This is a genomic window from Nannocystis pusilla (genome assembly GCF_020073745.1).
GTDB lineage: Bacteria > Myxococcota_A > Polyangia > Nannocystales > Nannocystaceae > Nannocystis > Nannocystis radixulma.
The window spans coordinates 13,392-33,055 of record NZ_JAIRAU010000043.1 but is presented as its reverse complement, the minus strand read 5'-3'; the positions used below and the strand labels follow the sequence as shown (position 1 = coordinate 33,055).

Genomic DNA, 19,664 nt, shown 5'->3' with positions numbered 1-19,664 from the left:
CAGGTCCATCTTGTCCCAAGTACAACACCGCATCCTCCTCGTCGACGACGAACCCAACCTGCGCAAGGTCCTCGGCGCGCTGCTCAAGCAGCTCGGCTTCGAGGTCCACGCCGAGAACGACGGCGCCGCAGCGCTCGCGCGGGTGCGGGCCGCCCCGCCGGGGACCTTCGACGTCGTGATCACCGACCTGCGGATGCCCAACCTCGACGGCATGGGCCTGCTCAAGGCCTTGCAGGTGCACGAGCCGGGGCTGCCGGTGATCCTGTTGACGGCGCACGGCAGCATCGACAGCGCGGTCGAGGCGGTCAAGCTCGGCGCCTTCGACTACCTGGAGAAGCCGTTCGACAAGGACCAGATCCACCAGATCGTGCAGAAGGCGATCACGACGCGCGAGCGCTCCGGACCGAGCATCCAGCCGAGCCCGCCGCCCGGCGAGATCACCGACCCGTGCGCCGCCGCCGGCATGGTCGGGCGCTCGCCGTCGATGCAGGCGATCCGCGAGATCGTCGGCACCGTCGCCGCCAGCCCCTCGACCGTGCTCATCGCCGGCGAGAGCGGCACCGGCAAGGAGCTCGTCGCCCGCGCCCTGCACCTCGGCTCGGCGCGGCGCAGCCAGCCGTTCATCAAGGTCAACTGCGCCGCGATCCCCGGCGGGCTGGTCGAAAGCGAGCTCTTCGGCCACGAGCGCGGCGCCTTCACCGGCGCCGTCAGCACGCGCGCCGGTCGCTTCGAGCTCGCCGACGGCGGCACCCTCTTTCTCGACGAGGTGAGCGAGATCCCCAAGGAGATCCAGGTCAAGCTGCTGCGCGCGATCCAGGAGTCGGAGTTCGAGCGCGTCGGCGGCGTCAAGACCCTGCACGTCAACGTGCGGCTGATCGCGGCCACCAACCGCAACCTCGAGGAGCTCATCCGCGACGGCCAGTTCCGCGAGGACCTGTACTACCGCCTCAACGTCGTCCCGATCCACCTGCCGGCGCTGCGCGAGCGGCTGGAGGACCTGCCGTTCCTCGTGTCGCACTTCGTCCAGCGCTGCAACGAGCGCCTCGGCAAGACCGTGCAGGGCCTGACCCCGGCCGCGTTGGCGGCGCTCGAGCGCTACCCGTGGCCGGGCAACATCCGCGAGCTCGAGAACTTGATGGAGCGGATGGTGCTGTTCGCCTCGGGGCCGCTGATCGACGAGGACGACCTGCCGGACGCCTACGCCGGCGAGGCGGGCGCGAGCGCGCCCTCCGCCGCGGAATCGAGCACCCGGCTGGCCGAGCCGGGCGACCGCCAGATCCGCCTGCCGCTGTCGAGCCTGGGCCAGGACCTCAAGGAGGCCGTGAAGGCCGGGTCCCGCCTCGTGGAGGAGGCGCTGATCCGCGAGGCGCTGGCGAAGACCGACGGCAACGTCACCCGCTCGGCTCGCGCCCTCGGGATCAGCCGCCGCAGCCTGCAGTCCAAGATGAAGGAGCTCGGCCTGCGCGAGAGCCCCGACGAGGGCGGCCCCAAGGGCCCGCCGCCGCAGCCGGCGAGTTGAGCCGACCCCCGAAGCCGGTGACGGGCCGCGGCGGCGATCACAGCAGATCTCGCCCACACGCCCGCACGCTGCGCCGAGGCGGCCGCGCGGGGTCCGCGACGCCGATAGCCGCCGGGCGGCCGGAAACGAGGTCGTGTGCCCGTCAAAGGGTCCCTGCGCCCGGGTTTTTCGCCGCGGCGATCGATTCTTGCGGAGCGGCGATCGGGGTCGGGATCGTGGCTGCCCCGGCCGCTTCGGCCCAGGAATGTTGACGCTGCCGCCCGCGCGCTGGTAGCGTGCAGCGACCCCTCTTGAGGTGCTCCCTATGCGGAAACTGTGCCGCCTCCTGCCCGTCCTGACTGCTCTCGGCGCGGTCGCCCTCGGCGTGACTTCCACGGCGCACGCCGCCGAGGTCACGCGCGTGGCGAGCTCCTTCGACGGCGACAACAAGTTCGATTTCCACTTCGGGGTCGGCTACGACTTCAACTTCAAGCAGGCGGCGATCCTCCGCGAGTGGAGCGATCCGAACAACCCGAAGAGCACGATGGTGCGCGACCTGCTGTACCGGCAGCAGCGGCACGTGGTCACCCCGACGATGGAGATCGGTCTCTACAAGGACCTCGCCATCTACGCGGCCCTGCCGATCGTCGTCAGCGACCAGCGCACCTACGGCTTCGACCAGAAGGCCGAGCCGTGCGTGTACGCCGACGAGGCCAGCGGCACCAACCCGGCCACCTGCGTCCGCCACGACAACAGCACCACGATCCGCGACGGCATCATCCCGCGCGACGGCTTCAACGCGATGAACGCGGCCAACCCGTTCGGCGCGTTCGGGGGCATGGGCACCGAGACGATCTTCAAGGGCGCCAACCGCTACGGCCTCGACCAGCTGATCGTCGGCCTGAAGATCGGCATCCTCAACCAGGATCGCCTGTCGCACATGCCGAAGTGGGTCATCGGCCTCGAGGGCCGGTTCGCCGTCGGCAAGCCGATGACCTTCTCGCGCGACACCGTCGACGCCGACCCGGCCGGCAACCACCGCGTCGGCCGCGGCACCCACGAGCTCGGCGTGTGGACCGCCCTGTCGCGCCGCTACCGCTTCCTCGACCCGTTCTTCACCGCGTGGTGGTACCAGGCCATCCGCGCCAACGGCTCCGAGTTCAAGAACTACGGCTCGACGCAGGACCGCGTGAACCCGCAGTCCAACGTCGGCGTGTCGTTCGGCACCGAGATCGTGCCGTTCGAGCGCAAGGCCAAGGGCCAGAAGGTCGCGCTCAACCTGCGCGGCCTGGCGATGCTCAAGTACGGCGGCCGCGGCTACAGCGAGGCGTGGGAGCTGTTCGCCGACAGCCCGGCGCTGGTCGGCACCTACCAGCCCGGCCAGGCCAACCTCGAGTGCAGCCGCGCCGACGTCGACAGCGTGATCCAGTACGCCAAGGACAACCCGCAGGACGGCGACCCGCTGGGCAACTCCGGCGCGCCCCAGGGCTGCCAGCGCTTCAACGGCATCACGAACATCCAGGACTTCGCCACCTTCGGCCTCAACATCGCGCTGCACGCCCACCTCAGCAAGTACGCGGTGTTGATGATCGGCACCACGCTGACCACCGACACCCGCCACCTCATCACCGCGGCCAGCCGCGGCAAGGCCCAGCTCGGCGGCGACCCCAACCTCGTCGACCAGCCGCAGGAGATCAACCCGATCCGCCGCGACGTGATCGACCAGGTCGGCCGCCGCTACGCCGTCGGCGACGTGTTCGGCGCCATGGGCTACTTCCGCTTCCTGCTCACCTTCTGAGCGGGCAGGCCTGCCCTCCGAGACATGTCCGCGCGACCCTGGTCGCGCGGACATGTTCGTTTAAGCGGGCGAGTTCCTCGTCCCGACGGACCTCGCAACCTTCGCTCCGGCCTGTCCTTCCGAACAGCTCGCCTCGGTCCGCCGTGCGCCGGCTCATCCTCGCCTGCCGGCCCTCGCCGCGCCGCGTCGACCGCCGGCGCCCGCGAGTCCGGCTCGCCGCGGCCTGTCCTTGCAAACAGCTCGCTACAACCTCGCCTGCGCCGCGTCCTGCCGGTCTCAGCCCTCGCCGGCGCCGCGGCGCAGCGCCCCGAGCTGCTCGTAGATCGCCCGCGCCTCGAGCCCCGTGAGCGCCGCGATCTGCTTGGCCTTCTCGCGCGGCTTCAGCGTCGGATCGCGCACCAGCTGCCACAGCGCCCGCGCCGCGTCCTGCGCCGGATCGGCGGCGGGGGGCGCCAGAGTGCCCGCGAGCACCAGCGTCACCTCGCCGCGCAGCGCCTCCTCGACCGACTCCGCCAGCTCGGCGAGCGTGCCGCGCACGACCTCCTGGTGCTGCTTCGTCAGCTCGCGGCCGATGGCGACCCGCCGCGCGCTCGCGTCGGGCAGCGCGCCCGCGAGGTCGCGCAGCAGGGCAGGCACCCGGTTGCCCGCCTCGTACAGCAGCACCGTCCCGCGCTCCTGGGCGATCGCCGCCAGCCGCTCGGCCCGCTCGGGCCCGCCGCGCGGGAGGAAGCCCAGGAACCGCACGTCGTCGGCCGGCAGCCCGCTGAGGCACAGCGCCACCGCGGCGGCCGTCGGCCCCGGCACCACGTCGACCGCGTAACCGGCCTCGACGGCGGCCTGGACCAGCCGCAGCCCCGGGTCGCTCCACACCGGCAGCCCGGCCTCGGACAGGTACGCGACCACCTTGCCGCGCGCCAGGTTGTCGAGAAGTAGGGTCACCCGCTCGCCCTCGTTGGCGACGAAGCAGCTGATCCGCGGCGGCAGCGTCGCGCCCTCGCCGAGCAGGCGCAGCGGGCTGCGCGTGTCCTCGCAGAACAGCACGTCGGCGCCGACGATCGCCTCGCGGGCGCGCGGGCTGAGGTCGCCGCGGTTGCCGAGCGGCGTGCCGACCAGCACCAGCTTGCCGGGACCCGACGCGTCCGCGCTCATGTGTCGTGACCCAGGGCGATCTGGACCGCGTCGCCGAGCTCGGCCTGGAGGAACTCGCGCAGGCGCAGGACCATGCGCTTCTCGAGCTGCCGCGCCCGCTCGCGGCTGACGCCCCAGCGGTCGCCGAGCTCCTGCAGCGTGATCGGCTCGTCGGCGACGATCCGGTCGCGGAAGATCTCGAGCTCGCGGCCCGACAGCGTGGCGCCGAAGCGGCGCAGCTTGGCGTGGAGGATGTCCTTGAACTCCGTCGACTCGACCTCGACCTCGGGGTCGTCGCTGCTGTCCTCGATGATGTCCATGCGCGTGCGGCCGTCGTCCTCGTCGCCGCTGCTGAGCGGGGCGTCGAGCGACATGTCGGGGGCCGACAGCCGGCGGTCCATCTCGATGACCTCGGCCTCGCTGACGTCGAGCGCGGCGGCGATCCGCTCCGGCGTGGGGTCGACGCCGGCCTGCTTGAGGCGGTCGACCTGCTTGCGCAGGTTGAAGAACAACTTGCGCTGGTTCTGCGTGGTGCCGATCTTCACCAGCCGCCAGTTGTTGAGGATGAACTTGAGGATGTAGGCGCGGATCCACCAGCCGGAGTAGGTCGAGAGCTTGACCCCGCGGTAGGGGTCGAACTTCTTCACGGCCTGGATCAGGCCGACGTTGCCCTCCTGCACCAGATCCAGCAGGTTCTGATAGGCGCGCTTGTACTCGTGGGCGATCTTCACCACGAGGCGGAGGTTCGACGTCACCAGCTGCTTGGCCGCCTCGGCGTCGCCTTGCTCGACCCACCGGACCGCCAGCGCGTGCTCCTCCTCGCGCGTCAGCAGCGGATGGCGCCGGACCTCGGCCATGTACTGGCCCATCGGGTCGCGCCGCACCAGCGCCGTCACCGGCGCCGCGGTCTGCGTGCCCGGAGGTGTGGTTCCGATCTCCGCCTCGATGAGGTCGAGCTCGGCGTCGGTCGCCGGCTCGGTCTCGCCCAGCACCTCGGCCGCTTCGTCGGCGTCCTCGTCGTCCGGCTCGGGCTCGGGGGCGACCGGCGTCGCCTTCACGGGGAGAGCCGCGTCGCCGGGCGCCTCGACATCGACGACCGCGGGCGCCTTGCGCGAGGACTTCTCGGACGGGCTGCGCTTCGGTTGAGACATGCCGGGGCGGAGTCTACGCCGCCCCTCGCCATCTTTGACAGGTCGGCGGAGCTTCGTCCGTGCGCGACCTCCGGACCGACCCCCGAGCGCCCGTCGCGGTTTCGCTGCGCCGCCACCGCGCGGCCCCGGACGGCGCCCCGACGCCCGGCTGCCATTCGGTGGCCATCGCAGTTGCCCCCCACTACACTGGCGATCGTGATCGCTCCGCTTCGTGGTCGACTCGGCCGGGCCTCCGCCCCGGCCATCGTCTTCGGCTCCTTCGCCCTGGCGCTCGGCCTCACCGCCGTCCAGGACAGCGAGGCGCTGGCGCAGCGCAGCGAGGCGCGCGCCCCGGTCCGCGCCGCCGCCCAGGCCTACGACGCCACCGACCTGCGGATCCTCGACTGGACCCTCTGGTACGTCGCCAAGTACTACGTCGAGCCCGAGCGCATCGACCCCCACCGGATGACCATCGCCGGCCTCGAAGGCCTCGAGCAGGCCATCCCCCAGGTGCTGGTCGAGCCGGTCGGCGGCAGCGCCAAGGCCTCGCGGGTCAAGGTGCGCGTCGGCACCGCCGAGCAGGAGTTCGACCTCGGCAGCGTCGACGCGCTGTGGGCCGTCGGCACCCACGTGCGCGACGTGTTCCGCTTCATCGCCCGCCACACCCAGCTCTCCGAGGACGACCGCCGCGACGCCGAGTACGCGATCGTCGAGGGCGTCCTCGGCACCCTCGACCCGCACACCAACCTGCTGCGTCCGGACGAGTTCGACGTCATGAAGACCAGCACGAAGGGCAGCTTCGGCGGGCTCGGCATCGAGGTCGGCATGCGCGACGGCATGATCACCGTCATCCGCGTGATCGACGGCAACCCCGCCGCCAAGGCCGGCATCGAGTCGGGCGACCGCATCGTCCAGATCGACGAGGAGTCGACGGTGACGATGAACCTCAACGAGGCGGTCGACCACATGCGCGGCGAGCCCGGCACCGCGGTCGCGCTGCACATCCGCCGCGAGGGCGTCGACAAGCCCAAGCGCTTCCGCATCACCCGCGACGTCATCACCCTCGACAGCGTCACCGGCACCGTCCTGCCCGGCACCAACAGCGAGGGTCAGCCAGTCAAGGTCGGCCTGGTCCAGATCAACCGCAACTTCGCCCAGACCACCGGCAAGGAGCTGCGCGCCAAGCTGGCCGAGTTCGAGAAAGCCGGCGTGCGCGGCATCGTCCTCGACATGCGCGACAACCCCGGCGGCCTGCTCACCGCCGCGGTCGAGGTCGCCGACGCGTTCCTCAAGTCGGGCGTGATCGTCTCGACCGTCGGCCCCGGCGCGCCGCGCGAGGACCTCACCGCCGACGACCGCTACGACTTCGCCGACGTGCCGGTGGTCGTGCTCATCGACCAGGGCTCGGCCAGCGCCACGGAGATCGTCGCCGGCGCGCTGCGCAACCTCGGCCGCGCGGTCCTGCTCGGCCGCCGCACCTTCGGCAAGGGCTCGGTGCAGGTGCTGCACGACCGCAAGGTCGCCGACAAGGAGCTCGCGCTCAAGCTCACCATCGCCCAGTACCTCACGCCCGGCGACGTGTCGATCCAGTCGGTCGGCGTCAGCCCCGACCTCGAGACCCTGCCGGTCGTCGTCACCAAGGACTTCGTCGCCTACCACGGCCGCAAGCGCTTCGACCTCGTGCGCGAGGAGTCGCTGGCCTCGCACCTCACCTCGACCAAGGCCGACCCGTCGCAGAAGATCACCGCCGGCCCGCTCTACTTCCTCAGCAACGCGCAGCTGCCCGACGACGACGGCGGCGAGGAGAAGTCCGAGGCGGCCAAGCAGAAGGAGCGCGACAAGGCCCGCGCCGCCAAGACCGACAAGGCCGGCAACCTCACGCCCGAGGCGCTGCTCGAGGACCCGGAGATCCGCATGGCCCGCGACCTGGTGGTGTGGGCGCCGTCGCCGTCGCGCGACGCGATCCTCGGGCGGATCGGCGAGTTCGTGTCCAAGCAGTCGGCGGTCGAGGAGAAGCGCCTCGCCGAGGCGTTCGCCAAGCGCGGCGTCGACTGGAGCGCCGGCGCCGCGCCCGAGGCCGGCAAGGGCGCCGTGCTGCGCATGACCGTCAAGACCGACAAGAAGGACAACACGGTCCTCGCCGGGGAGACCGGCATCGTCACGGTCAGCGTCACCAACGAGGGCACCGCGCCGGCCTACCAGGTCCGCGCCTTCACCGACTCCGACTACTCGTACTTCGACGAGCGCGAGCTGCTGCTCGGCCGCATCGACCCCGGCCAGACCCGCACCGCCACCGCCAAGGTCAACGTCAACGAGCACGAGCTGTCGCGCACCGACCGCATGGAGCTGCAGCTGTTCGACCGCCACGGCTCGACGGTGTCGCCCAACTCGCAGCGCTTCATCGACATCAGCAGCGCCGGCATCCCGCGCCCCGACTTCGCGCTGGCCTATCAGCTGCTCGACGACCCGCGCGCCGGCGCCAACATCCACGGCAACGGCGACGGCGCGCTCCAGGTCGGCGAGCGCGTGCGCCTGCGCGTCCACGTGCGCAACACCGGCGAGGGCCAGGCGCTCGACGCCTGGGTCAACCTCAAGAACATGAACGGCGACGCGGTGTTCCTCCACACCGGCCGCGAGCAGCTCAAGGCGATGCCGACCGGCGACGGCCGCGTGGTCGAGTTCGACTTCGAGGTGAAGAAGGCGCCGAACGAGGGCGAGATCAAGCTGCAGCTGTCGGCCCACGACGCGAAGATCGGCGTGGCCCTGGCGCAGAAGCTGCACTTCCCGCTGGCGCAGAGCACGGTCACGCTGGCGCCCGCCAGCGGCACCGCGGCGTGCGAGAAGACCTGCGACCTCGTGCAGAGCCCGCTCGCCGCCGACCAACTGGTGGCCCGCGCCGAGCCCGGCTCCGGCCTCAAAGTCCTCGGCCGCACCGACGGCTGGCTGCGCGTCGACCTCGACGGCAAGCGCTTCGCGTTCGTCAAGGACACCCAGGCCAAGCTCGGCGAGCGCGGCGGCAAGCCGAAGATCACCGACGTGTTCGCCATCAGCCCGCCGCGGATCGCCCTGGCCGCCAGCCCGAACCAGACCGCCGACCAACGCATGAAGGTCAGCGGCACGATCACCGACAGCGAGGCCGTCCGCGACGTGTTCATCACGGTGGTCAACCCGTCGCGCGACCTGTTCGGCAAGGCCGAGAAGGTGTTCTACCAGGCGGCCGCCAACCCGAAGGACGGCAAGCTCGAGTTCTCCGCCGACATCCCGCTGACGCCCGGCAACAACTTCATCGAGGTCCGCGCCCGCGAAGACGACGACGTCAGCGCGGCCAAGCACATGTGGGTGCTCCGCACGAGCGGGCTCGAAGAGGCGCGCTCGAACGAGCTCCACAAGTCGACCGGCAAGCTCAGCGTCGATACGTTGGCGAAGTGATGCTCCTCGCGAAGTACAGGACGCGCCGCTCGTCGCGTGGGCGAGGGCGGACGCGCCGCTCGTCGCGTGGGCGAGGGCGCGGGGCCGGGAGATTGGCGAGGGGCGAGCGAGGGGCGGCGTGGCGGGTCCCTCGCGACGCGAGACCTGCCATGCCAGATGCTCGGCGCGGAGTGCTTTGTGCGAGCATGTCCGAAGAGACATCCCGCGCCTGCGCGTCAGGCATGGGGCCCCTCGCTGCGTCCCACCACGCCGCCCCTCGCTCGCCTCGAGACGATCGTCGCAGGCCCCGCTCGTGGGTCCACGGCGGTTCTCTCGGCTGAGATCGAGGCGGCTCGAGATGCTCGGCGCGGAGTGCTTTGCGCGAGCATGTCCGAAGAGACATCCCGCGCCTGCGCGTCAGGCATGGGGCCCCTCGCTGCGTCCCACCACGCCGCCCCTCGCTCGCCTCGAGACGATCGTCGCCGGCCCCGCTCGTCGGTTCGCGGCGGCTCTCGTCTGACCGCGAGGGCTCGCTCAGCCAACCTTGGGGAGCTTCCCGCCCGCCTCGGTGAGCCGCTCGTCCCGACATTATCGAAGAGCGAGGAAGGGGCAGCGTGGCGGGCCCCCTTGCGACGCGAGAGCTGCCACGCCAGATACTCGGCGCGGTGCGTTTTATCCTAGCATGTCCGAAGAGACATCCCGCGCCTGCGCGTCAGCAGCTCTCGCTGCGTTCCCACCGCGCTCGGCCATCTCGGAAGCTCACCCCCGTCACTTCTTGTCGGCGAGCTTGATGAGCCCGATGTCGTGGACCTCGCCCTCCTTCATCGCCGAGTTCATTGCGAAGCCGAGGGTCGTCATCCACTTGCCGCCGACCTTCACGGCCACGCCGTACTCGCCGAGCGGCACCTCGGGGAAGCTCCACGCGCCCTGGGCGTCGGTCTTGCCAGTGAAGCGGACCGGCTGATCGGCGCACGGCGTCGTCGTGTAGATGAAGGCCGGGTTCGGGCACACCTCGATGGGGGCGTCGGCGACCGGCATGTCGTCGGGGTGGGCGATCGTGCCCTTGAGGCCGCCCTTGCGCACGGGGCCCGCGCCGGGGAGCGTCGCCGGGCCGCTGCCGAGGACCAGGATGCCCTTGATCTCGCCGGCGATCTCCGGAGCCGCGCCGCTGGCGAACTCGGTCTTGCTGCCGTCGGCGTTGAGGATCGACAGGCCGAAGTCGGAGCCGATCCACACGCGCCCGCTGTCATCGGCGCCGACGGCCCAGATCGACCCCTTATTAAAACTCTTGCCGCTGCGCAGCACCCGGAGCTTGCCGTCGGCCGGCCGCGTCGCCGTGACCTTGTCGACGTCGACGAGCGCGAGGTCGCCGGCGGTGCTGACCGAGAACTCGCTGTACGAGCCGGCCCCGCCGAGCTTCAACTTCTTGGCCGGCTCGGCGCCGACCAGGTGGAACACGCTGTCCATGCCGAGCGCGTACACGCTGTCGTCGGGCGCGAGCTCGAGGCGGCTCAGGTAGTACGGGCTGCGCGCCCTGGCCGGCTTGAGGTCGACCGGCTTCCACGCGTCGCCCTCGCGCACGAACAACTTCTGGCTCGACGCCAGCCAGGCCTTGCCGGCCCGGTCGACGGTGACGGCCTGCGGGTAGTCCTCGGCGCCGAGGGCCAGCACCGTGGCGGCCTCGCTGGTCCACGCCTTGCCGTCGAAGTGATCGATCGAGCTGTAGCTGACGCCCCAGATCTGCCCGTCACCCGCGACCGCGTAGTCGCTGAGCGAGTTGGGAATCCTCGCCTCCCCGTCGCCCGCGACGACCGTGAAGCCCGCGTTGTCGAGGCGCCCGATCTGCGAGTAGTTGGCCGCATACACCTGCCCGTCGGCGCCGACCTTCATGCGCTTGAACGAGCCCGTGTCGGCGCCGGCCACCGGCGTGAACTTGCGGTCGTCGAGGCGCACGATGCCCTTCTTCTCGACGGCGATGAACGCCGGGCCCGGCGCACCCGCGGTGACCGTCAGCGGAGCCGCGAGTGCAGGCCTGTCGGCCGCAGCGGGCTCGGCCTTCTCGTCGAGCTTGGCCTCGGCCTTCGCGTCGGGTTTCGCCTCGGCCTTGGCCTCGACCGAGACCGACGGCGCGCTCTTCTTCGTCTCGGAGGTCGGGGCCGGCTGCCCGCCGTCACAGGCCAGCATCAGCAGCGGAACGGCGAGCACACACAGTTTCATCGGGGGGGACACGCGGGGGGTTTGCACGCGGCGATCTTGCCAGCCCCGCCTGCGCTGTCAACGCCGCATGGCCGCCGGCACATGTCCTTTTCGCCATCTTACTCATGCGGACATGTCCCTGAGGGCATGTTCTGGACACCAGGCCTCGCCACGCGATCGGGGCATCTCGACCCCACTCTCTAGCGATGACGATCGAGCGCCTCGCTACCGAACCGAGGGCGCGGAGCTCCGGCCCGCAGAAACACGAAGGGCCGCGCCGGCGCTGTGCCGGTGCGGCCCTTCGGGCGAGCGGAGACGCAGCGGCTCAGCTCGCCTCTTTCTTCACCTCGCCGTCGTTGGCGTAGACGACCACGGGCTGCTTGCCCTGGAGGATGCAGTCCTCGTTGACGACGACCTCACGGATGTTGCCCTGGCTGGGGATCTCGTACATCACGTCGAGCATCGCGCGCTCGAGGATGGTCCGCAGGCCGCGGGCGCCGGCCTTCTGCGCGCGGGCCTTCTGCGCCACAGCCTTGAGGGCGCCGTCGGTGAACTTGAGGCCGACGCCGTCGATGCCGAGCAGGCGCTCGTACTGCTTGACCAGCGCGTTCTTGGGCTGGGTGAGGATGGCGACCAGCGCGGCCTCGTCGAGGTCGTGCAGCGGGGCGACGATCGGCAGGCGGCCGATGAATTCGGGGATGAGGCCGAACTTCATCAGGTCCTCGCTCTGGACCTGCTGCAGGAGCTCCCACTGGCGCAGCTCCTTCTTCTGTCCGTGCTGCACGCCGAAGCCCATCGTCTTGGCGCTGATGCGGTGGTCGATGATGTCCTCGAGGCCCGCGAACGCGCCGCCGCAGATGAACAGGATGTTGGTCGTGTCGACCTGCAGAAAATCCTGCTGCGGGTGCTTGCGCCCGCCCTTCGGCGGCACGCTGGAGATGGTGCCCTCGAGGATCTTCAGCAGCGCCTGCTGCACGCCCTCGCCCGACACGTCCCTGGTGATCGACGGGTTTTCGCCCTTGCGCGCGATCTTGTCGATCTCGTCGATGTAGACGATGCCCCGCTGGGCCCGCTCGATGTCGTGGTCGGCGTTCTGCAGCAGGTTGACGATGATGTTCTCGACGTCCTCGCCGACGTAGCCGGCCTCGGTCAGGCTCGTGGCGTCGGCGATGGCGAACGGCACGTCGAGGATGCGCGCCAGCGTCTGCGCCATCAACGTCTTGCCGGAGCCGGTCGGGCCGAGCAGCAGGATGTTGCTCTTCTGCAGCTCGGTCTCGTCGGGCAGCTTCTTGGCGTTGATGCGCTTGTAGTGGTTGTAGACCGCGACGCTGATGGTCTTCTTCGCCAGCTCCTGGCCGATGATGTAGTCGTCGAGGACCTTGCGGATGTCCTTCGGCTTCGGAATCTTCGCGCTGACGTCGGCCCGCTCTTCCTTCTGGACCTCCTCCGCGAGGATGTCGTTGCAGAGCGAGATGCACTCGTCGCAGATGTAGACCGAAGGCCCGGCGATGAGCTTCTTGACCTCCTTCTGCGACTTGCCGCAGAAGGAGCAGCTGAGGTTCCCGTTGTTGTCTCGCTTGGAGCTCATGGAGTCCCCCCCGTCGACCGCTCCTTCCGCGGCCGGCTCAGCACCTCGTCGATGAGCCCGTAGCTCTTGGCCGTCTGCGGGTCCATGAACTTGTCGCGCTCGGTGTCACGCAGGATGTCGTCGACCGTCTTGCCGCTGTGCTCGGCGAGGATCGCGTTCAAGATGGCCTTCAGGCGCCGGATCTCGAGCGCCTGGATCTCGATGTCGGTGGCCTGGCCCTGCACGCCGCCCGACGGCTGGTGGATCATGATGCGCGCGTTCGGCAGCGCGAAGCGCTTGCCCGGCGCGCCGCCGGCCACCAGCACGGCCCCCATCGAGGCGGCCTGGCCGATGCAGTAGGTGGCGACGTCGCAGCGCACGTGCTGCATGGTGTCGTAGATGCCCAGGCCCGCCGTCACCACGCCGCCCGGGGAGTTGATGTACATCGTGATGTCCTTCTCCGGGTCCTCCGACTCGAGGAAGAGCAGCTGAGCGATGATGACGTTGGCGACCTGATCGTTGATCCCGGTGCCGAGGAAGATGATCCGGTCCTTGAGGAGCCGGCTGTAGATGTCCCACGAGCGCTCGCCGCGGTGCGTCTGCTCGATGACGAATGGGATATTTGCGACCGGGCCCAGGTCTTCGTGGTGCTTCATGCGGCGGCTCCGCGCTCCTTCTAGGTGTCTCGGCCTATCGTGACCGCCTCGCCGCGGCGATGCAAGGCCTCAGAACGCGCGGCCTCGTCATCTACTTTCTCACCGTCGATCGAGAAAGCGGCTGGAGCCACCCGGGGGTGGCTCCTCTCGCTGTTCGGCGCACTCGGCACCGGCGCGCGCGGCGGACTCGCTCGTCAGGTCGCGGCGGTCTCGCCGCTGGTCTCCGACGCAGCGGGCGCCTCGGGCACCGGATCGGGCGCCTCGGTGACCTCGGCCTTGCTCATCAGGAAGTCGAGGATCTTCTCCTCGCGGAGCTGAGCGCGCAGGAGCAGCAGCTGGTTGTTCTTCTCCATCGTCGCGCGCAGACGATCGACGTTCTGGTTGCGCTCCGCGGCCATCTCCTTCAGCTCGGCCTCGACCTCGTCCTCGGCGACGACGATGTTCTCGGCCTTGCCGATCGCGTCGAGGAGCAGGAACGCCTTGACGTTGAACAGCGCCTGCGGCCGGTACTGCGAGCTGAGCTGCTGCTCGGTGATGCCGAGCCGCTGCAGGGTGAGGCCCTGCTGCTGGACCTGACGCTTGAACAGGTCGACCTGGGCGGCGACCTCGCGGGCGACCAGCGAGGGCGCGACCTCGAAGGTGTTGCGCTCGAGCAGGACCTCGACCAGGCGCTTGCGGGCGTCGCGCTCGGCCTCGTTCTTGTCCTCCTCGAGGAGGCGCTCGCCGATCTTGGCCTTGAGGCCGTCGAGGCTCTCGGCCTCGCCGGTGTCGCGGGCGAAGTCGTCGTCGAGCGCGGGGACGTGCTTCTCGCGGAGGTCGCGGAAGCCGATCGTCAGCACCGCCTCGTGGCCGCGCAGCTCCTGCTTGAGGCGCTCCTGCGTGGGGCTGAAGCGCACGACCTGGGTCTTGCCGACCTGATCGACCGTGAGGTTGGCGAGGGCGGCGGCGAGGCCGGGGATGTACTCGTTCTCGGTCTCGCCGATGTCGACGCGGAGGTCCTTGCGGGCGATCTTCTGCGGGCCGATGTGGCCGTCGAGGTCGATCGTCCACACGTCGCCGGGCTGGGTCACGGTGCGCTCGCTGCCCTCGGCGAGCGGACGCAGCTCGGTCAGCTCGTCCTGCTTCGCCTTGAGCTCGGCGGCGATCTTGGCTTCGTCGGCGACGGCCGGGCGCCGGCGGACGGCGATGCCGGTGTAGTCCTTCGGGGTGATCTCCGGCGGGACTTCGAAGCGCGCGGCGTAGTTGAAGGTCTCGTCCTTGTTGAGCGTGCCTTCCTCGAGCACCGGCTGGGTCAGCGGCACCTTGCTGTGCTGCGTGACCGCGGCCTGGAAGGTCTCGTCGACGAGCTCGCGCGCCAGCTCCTCACGCACGCTCTTGCCGAACATGCGCTCGAGCATCTGCGGCGGCACCTTGCCCGGACGGAAGCCGGGCAGGCGAGCCTTGCCCTGCAGGTCGCGCAGCTTGCCGGCGAACCGGGGCGAGATCTCCGCCCACGGGATTTGCACACGCACGCGGCACTCGACCGCACTGATCCTCTCGATTTGACTTTCCATGGCGAGCGAAAGCGGGGACGGTCCAGTACCAGAGGGCCGCCACGATCACAAGCCTGGGCGCGCACGCAGGCCCGCGGCCGGGCAGGCCGCGAGCGCGTGACGCCGTCCGAGAGGCGTGACAAGCCGCACGGCTCAGCCTTCGTGCTCGGCCAGCAGCTCGTCGCGATCGCGGTAGCCGGGGCTCACGTCGCGCAGCGCGGCGGCGGCGGCGGCGGGGTCGCCGAGGGTCATGTAGACCTCGGCGAGGCGGTACTGGGCCGCGTCGCGCTCGTCCTCGTCGTTGGCGGCGTCGACCGCCTCGCGCAGGGCGGCCACGGCGACCGAGGGCTCGCCGCGGAGGATCCGGAGGTCGGCGATCATCACCTTGGCCCGCGACTGCCAGGTGCTGTCGGCGGCGGCGAGGCCGAACTGGGTCAGCGCGTCGTCGATGAGGCCCATCTCGTGATAGGCCATGCCGAGGTCGAAGTAGGTCTGGGCGTCGGCCTGCTCGGTGAGCGTGGCGACGGCCCGCTGCTGCGACGACTTCTTGCGGCTGGTGGGCGACGGCTCGTCGAAGATCGAGGACAGGAAGTCGTCCTCGTCGTCCTCGTCCTCCAGGCGCTGCACGGTGCGCCCGGGGCTGGCCGCGGCCGGAGCGGCGGGGGCGACCGGCGGCGGGGTGTCCTCGATCGTCACCGGCGCGGCGGCCGACTCGAGCTTGGCGCCGGTGGCGAAGCGGTCGGCGAACTCGTCGAGCGCCGGGTGCCCCGGGTAGCGCCGCTGCAGCTCGAGGTACGTGAACTGGGCGTCGTCCTCGAAGCGGCTCTTGATGAAGAAGCGCAGCTCCTCGATCTCGTCGGTGATGTCGGGGTAGTCCGGCGCGGCCGGCTCCTCCGCCGAGATCTCCTCGACCGGCTCGAGCTCCTCGACCGCGTCGAGCTCCTCGGCCGGCGGCTGAGCCGCCGCGTCGGTGGACTCGCTGTCCGCCGAGACAGGTGTGGCCGGGGCGGGCTGGCTGTCCTGCGGGACAGGTGCGGCGACGGCCTCGGGCGCCTCGGGCTTGCTGTCCGCGAGGACAGCCGCGGTGGCCGCCGAGGGCTCGGCGGCCGAGCTGTCCGGAGAGACAGCTTCGAGCTTCGCCTCGGCCTCGGGCTTCGCCTCGCTCGCGGCGTCGGCCGGGCTGGCGGCGGGCGTCGTGGCCTCGGTCGCCTCTGCGGGCTTCGTCTCCGTCGCTTCCGCAGGCTTCGCCTCGATCGCTTCGACGGGCTTCGCCTCGATCGCGTCGGCGGGCTTCGTCTCCGTCGCTTCGCCAGGCTTCGCCTCGATCGCGTCCGCGGGCTTCGCCTCGATCACGTCGGCGGGCTTCGCCTCCGTCGCTTCCGCAGGCTTCGCCTCCGTCGCGTCGGCGGGCTTCGCCTCCGTCGCGTCGGCGGGCTTCGCTTCCGACGCGTCGACGGGCTTCGCCTCGATCGCGTCGGCGGGCTTCGCTTCCGACGCGTCGACGGGCTTCGCCTCGATCGCGTCGGCGGGCTTCGCTTCCGACGCGTCGACGGGCTTCGCCTCGATCGCGTCGGCGGGCTTCGCTTCCGACGCGTCGACGGGCTTCGCCTCGATCGCTTCCGCAGGCTTCGCCTCGATCGCTTCCGCAGGCGCCGCCGCCGCCGCGTCGGCGGGCTTCGCCTCGCTCGCGTCCGCGGGCTTCGCTACGGTCTCGCTCGTGCTGTCCGCCGGCTTCGCCGCGTCGGCGGGCTTCGTCTCGCTCGCCGGCGCCGGGCTCGGGCTGTCCGAACGGGCAGCTTCAGGCTTGGCCGCGGGCGTCGCGGGCGGTTTGCTCTCGAGCCGTGTGATCGGCTTCGCCGGCTTCGCGCCGGGGCGCAGCGCCCGCAGCCTGGCGGCGGCCTCGGACTTGGCCGAGGGGTTGGTCGCCCGGACGATCTCCGCCTTCGGCACGCTCGTCGGCTTGGCGACCTCGGACTTCGCGGCCTCGACCTTCGCGGCCTCGGCCTTCGCCTGCGCCGTCTCGGGCTTCGTCTCCGCAGCTGCCGGGGTCGTCGCCGAGCTGTCCGCGGGGACAGGTGCCTCGGCCTTCGCCGAGCTGTCCGCCGGGACAGCTTCGGGCCTGGCCTCGGTCGCCGCGGCGTCGCTGGCGGCGGGCTTGTCGGCGCTGTCCGTCGGGACAGCCTCGGCCTTTGCGTCGGCCTCGATCTTCTCCGGGCTGTCCGTCGAGACAGCCTCGGCCTTCGCGCCGGCCTCGATCTTCTCCGGGCTGTCCGTCGCGGCAGCCTCGGCCTTCGCCCCGGCCTCGCTCTTCTCCGAGCTGTCCGTCGGGACAGCCTCGGCCTTCGCGCCGGCCTCGATCTTCTCCGGGCTGTCCGTCGCGGCAGCTTCGACCTTCGCCCCGGCTACGCTCTTCTCCGAGCTGTCCGTCGGGACAGCCTCGGTCTTCGCCGCTGCGGGCGCGGCCGTCACGACGCTGTCGGTGCGGACGTCCGGCTTCGCCTCGGGCGCGGCGTCGGGCTTGGCGGCCCTGGGCTTGATGGGGGGCGTCGGGCGCTGCGGCGGGCGGGCCAGCTTCGGCGGGGCCTTCTTGGGCGGCGCCGGCTTGCGCGGCGCCGGCTCCGGCGCGGCCTCGACGATCTCCTCGAGCTCCTCGACCTCCTCGACCTCCTCCGCCTCGAGCTCCTCGACCTCCTCCGCGCGCGGCGCCGCCTTGGCGTCCGACTTCTCGGTCGGCGGGCGGGCCGGCGGCCGACGCGGCGGCTTCGCGCCGGCGTCGGCCGGCGAGCTCGCGGCCTCGGGCTTCGCGGCCTCGGGAGCAGCTGTCTCTGCGGACAGGTCCTCCGAGCCAGCCGACTTGGCCAGCGGCTTGGCGGGCGGCTTGAACCCGGGCAGCGGCGTCTTCTCGCTGCCGACCCGCGGCAGCGGCGTCTTCTCGGGGAACTTGCCCGGCAGCGGCGACTTGACGGCGCTGTCGCCCTCGTCGCGGGACGGGGGCGCGGCCAGGCCGAGCGCCAGGTCCTTGAGCCCGCTGGTCTCGCGGGCGGGCGCGGCCTCTTCGGCAGCGGCGGCGGCCTGGGGTGGCTCCGGCGGCGGCGCAGGCGCGGGCGTCGGCGTCAGGTCGTCGACCTGCGCCTTGGAACCTGTCTCTGTGGACGTGTCCGAAGAGACATCCGGAACGAGCGCCGAGCGGGCCGAGTCGGCCGGCGAGTTCAGGCCGGCGCCGCTCTGGCCGGCGACCGGCGGGGGCGCCTCGGCGTCGCCGGCGAGGCGCTCGTGCTTGATGCCGCGGACCAGCGGCGCGGCCTCGTCGGGCTGGCTGGCGCCGGCCTCGAGCGCGGCCTGGACCATCTCGGCCTTGGTGTGGTTGGGCGCGAGCTTCAGGGCGCGCTCGACGTGGTCGCGCGCCAGCTTGAGGTCGCGCGAGGAGACCAGCTGAGCCAGGCGGGCGTAGGTGTCGGCGGCCTCGGGGTTGCGGCCGAGCGCCTCGAGGATCGAGGCCTGCAGCTCGAGCGCCTGCACGTTGCTGGCGTCGCGGACGAAGATCGAGTCGAGGTGTCCGAGCGCGTGCTCGAACATCTTGTACTTGATGTAGACCCGGACCTCGAGCAGCAGCTTGTCGACGTCGCCGACGTTGTCCTCAGGCTCCTCCGCGGCGCTGGGCGCCAGATTCGCGCCCACTCCCGCGAAAGGGCGCGAAGGGACGTCCTCGACTTCCACGTCGAGCTCGAGGTCGGTTCCGGTCTGCGCCGCCGCCTCCTCCTCGACGACGTCGATGTCGAGGCCCTCTTCCTCCCGGTCCTTGGGGTCGACGGGCATCGCCGCGATCTCGGCGTCGATCTCGGCGGCGGTCTTCTTGAGCTCCTCGGCGTTCTCGGGCGCGAGCGCGAGCGCCTTGCGCAGCACGCGGGCGGCCAGCAGCTTGGCCTTGCGCCCGCCCTTGCGCTGCTCCTTGGCCAGCTCTTGCAGCACGCTGACCGACTTGTCCTGCTTGCCCAGCGCGACGAACGTGTCGGCCAGCAGCTCGAGGCCCTCGGGGTCGGCGGGGGCCGAGCGCAGCAGCGCGTTCAGCTTGACCAGCGCGCGCCGGTTCTCGTTCTGCGACAGGTAGATCCGCGCCAGCGAGCGCAGGACCGGCAGGTCGTCTTCCTTGTGATAGATGAGCCGCTCGGCGACGCGGATGTAGTCGTCGATCCGGCGGTCGGCGAACAGCTTGTCGGCCGCGAGCCGGAAGTGCTCCACGGCCTGCGGCACCATGCCCTCGCGCGAGTACAGCTCGGCCAGCCGCAGCCGCTTGCCGACGGCGCCCGGGTCGAGCTCGGCGACCATGCGGAAGCCCTCGAGGCCCTCGACGATCTGGCCGCTCTGGAAGTACGCCTGGGCGACGAACTCGTAGGTGGCGATCGCGTCCTGGATGCGGTTCAGCTCCTTGTAGAGCGCCGCGACCTTGGCCTGCACGTCGAGCCGGCCGGAGTCGATCTGCAGCACCTGCCGGTAGACCGCGAGCGCCTTCTGGTGCTCGCCGGCGTCGGTGTAGTGCTTGCCGACGAACATGAAGCGCTCGCTCGCCCCGGCGGTGTCACCCATCTGCCGCAGCGCGTCGGCGTAGAGGAGCCATGAGCGGATGTCCGAAGGGTCAGCTTCGACGACCGCCGCGTACTCCCTCGCCGCCCGATCGTGCTGACCCTTCGCCGCGAACTTCGCAGCGGCTGCCAGTGCCTTGTCGCGGTTGAACGCCACCCTTTTCCTTCTTT

The 19,664-nt window shown here is 71.0% G+C and carries 10 protein-coding genes; 3 read left to right on the top strand and 7 right to left on the bottom strand.

The window, feature by feature from the left end; translation table 11 throughout:
- Nucleotides 1-10 precede the first annotated feature (10 nt).
- Complete coding sequence (locus K7C98_RS29600; RefSeq protein WP_224195156.1) at nucleotides 11-1,519, top strand: sigma-54-dependent transcriptional regulator; 1,509 nt, start codon at nucleotides 11-13, stop codon at nucleotides 1,517-1,519.
- 304 nt (nucleotides 1,520-1,823) lie between these two features.
- Entirely contained in the window at nucleotides 1,824-3,296 is a 1,473-nt protein-coding gene (locus K7C98_RS29595) for a hypothetical protein (protein WP_224195155.1), read from the top strand.
- A gap of 276 nt (nucleotides 3,297-3,572) precedes the next feature.
- On the opposite strand, the gene rsmI is transcribed toward K7C98_RS29595, so the two are convergent.
- A complete protein-coding gene (gene rsmI / locus K7C98_RS29590; protein WP_224195154.1) occupies nucleotides 3,573-4,445 on the bottom strand; it encodes a 16S rRNA (cytidine(1402)-2'-O)-methyltransferase in 873 nt (290 codons plus the stop codon).
- Entirely contained in the window at nucleotides 4,442-5,575 is a 1,134-nt protein-coding gene (locus K7C98_RS29585; RefSeq protein ID WP_224195153.1) for an RNA polymerase factor sigma-32, read from the bottom strand. The genes rsmI and K7C98_RS29585 overlap by 4 nt, the downstream gene beginning before the upstream one ends.
- Before the next feature lie 195 nt (nucleotides 5,576-5,770).
- Here K7C98_RS29585 and K7C98_RS29580 point away from each other — a divergent pair, with 195 nt between their 5' ends.
- Nucleotides 5,771-8,983, top strand: a complete 3,213-nt coding sequence (locus tag K7C98_RS29580; RefSeq protein WP_224195152.1) for an MXAN_5808 family serine peptidase — start codon at nucleotides 5,771-5,773, stop codon at nucleotides 8,981-8,983.
- A gap of 747 nt (nucleotides 8,984-9,730) precedes the next feature.
- On the opposite strand, the gene K7C98_RS29575 is transcribed toward K7C98_RS29580, so the two are convergent.
- From K7C98_RS29575 to K7C98_RS29555, 5 genes are all read right to left on the bottom strand, one after another.
- On the bottom strand, nucleotides 9,731-11,167 hold the full coding sequence (locus K7C98_RS29575; protein WP_224195151.1) for a carboxypeptidase-like regulatory domain-containing protein: 1,437 nt from the start codon (nucleotides 11,165-11,167) through the stop codon (nucleotides 9,731-9,733).
- 316 nt (nucleotides 11,168-11,483) lie between these two features.
- Nucleotides 11,484-12,746: an ATP-dependent Clp protease ATP-binding subunit ClpX gene (gene clpX / locus K7C98_RS29570; RefSeq protein ID WP_224195150.1), complete on the bottom strand. Its 1,263-nt coding sequence runs from the start codon at nucleotides 12,744-12,746 to the stop codon at nucleotides 11,484-11,486.
- Nucleotides 12,743-13,381: an ATP-dependent Clp endopeptidase proteolytic subunit ClpP gene (gene clpP, locus K7C98_RS29565; RefSeq protein WP_224195149.1), complete on the bottom strand. Its 639-nt coding sequence runs from the start codon at nucleotides 13,379-13,381 to the stop codon at nucleotides 12,743-12,745. Before clpP ends, clpX begins: the two co-directional genes overlap by 4 nt.
- A 194-nt stretch (nucleotides 13,382-13,575) precedes the next feature.
- On the bottom strand, nucleotides 13,576-14,934 hold the full coding sequence (tig, locus tag K7C98_RS29560) for a trigger factor (RefSeq protein ID WP_224195148.1): 1,359 nt from the start codon (nucleotides 14,932-14,934) through the stop codon (nucleotides 13,576-13,578).
- Nucleotides 14,935-15,066: 132 nt separating this feature from the next.
- Nucleotides 15,067-19,650 (bottom strand): hypothetical protein, encoded by a 4,584-nt coding sequence (locus K7C98_RS29555; protein WP_224195147.1) that lies wholly within the window; start codon nucleotides 19,648-19,650, stop codon nucleotides 15,067-15,069.
- Between the last annotated feature and the right edge of the window lie 14 nt (nucleotides 19,651-19,664).

Bases quoted from the DNA above. Each gene is read 5' to 3' on its own strand.
- K7C98_RS29595 (WP_224195155.1), top strand. From the start codon at position 1,824: ATGCGGAAACTGTGCCGCCTCCTGCCCGTCCTGACTGCTCTCGGCGCG.
- rsmI (WP_224195154.1), bottom strand. From the start codon at position 4,445: ATGAGCGCGGACGCGTCGGGTCCCGGCAAGCTGGTGCTGGTCGGCACG.
- K7C98_RS29585 (WP_224195153.1), bottom strand. From the start codon at position 5,575: ATGTCTCAACCGAAGCGCAGCCCGTCCGAGAAGTCCTCGCGCAAGGCG.
- clpX (WP_224195150.1), bottom strand. From the start codon at position 12,746: ATGAGCTCCAAGCGAGACAACAACGGGAACCTCAGCTGCTCCTTCTGC.
- clpP (WP_224195149.1), bottom strand. From the start codon at position 13,381: ATGAAGCACCACGAAGACCTGGGCCCGGTCGCAAATATCCCATTCGTC.
- tig (WP_224195148.1), bottom strand. From the start codon at position 14,934: ATGGAAAGTCAAATCGAGAGGATCAGTGCGGTCGAGTGCCGCGTGCGT.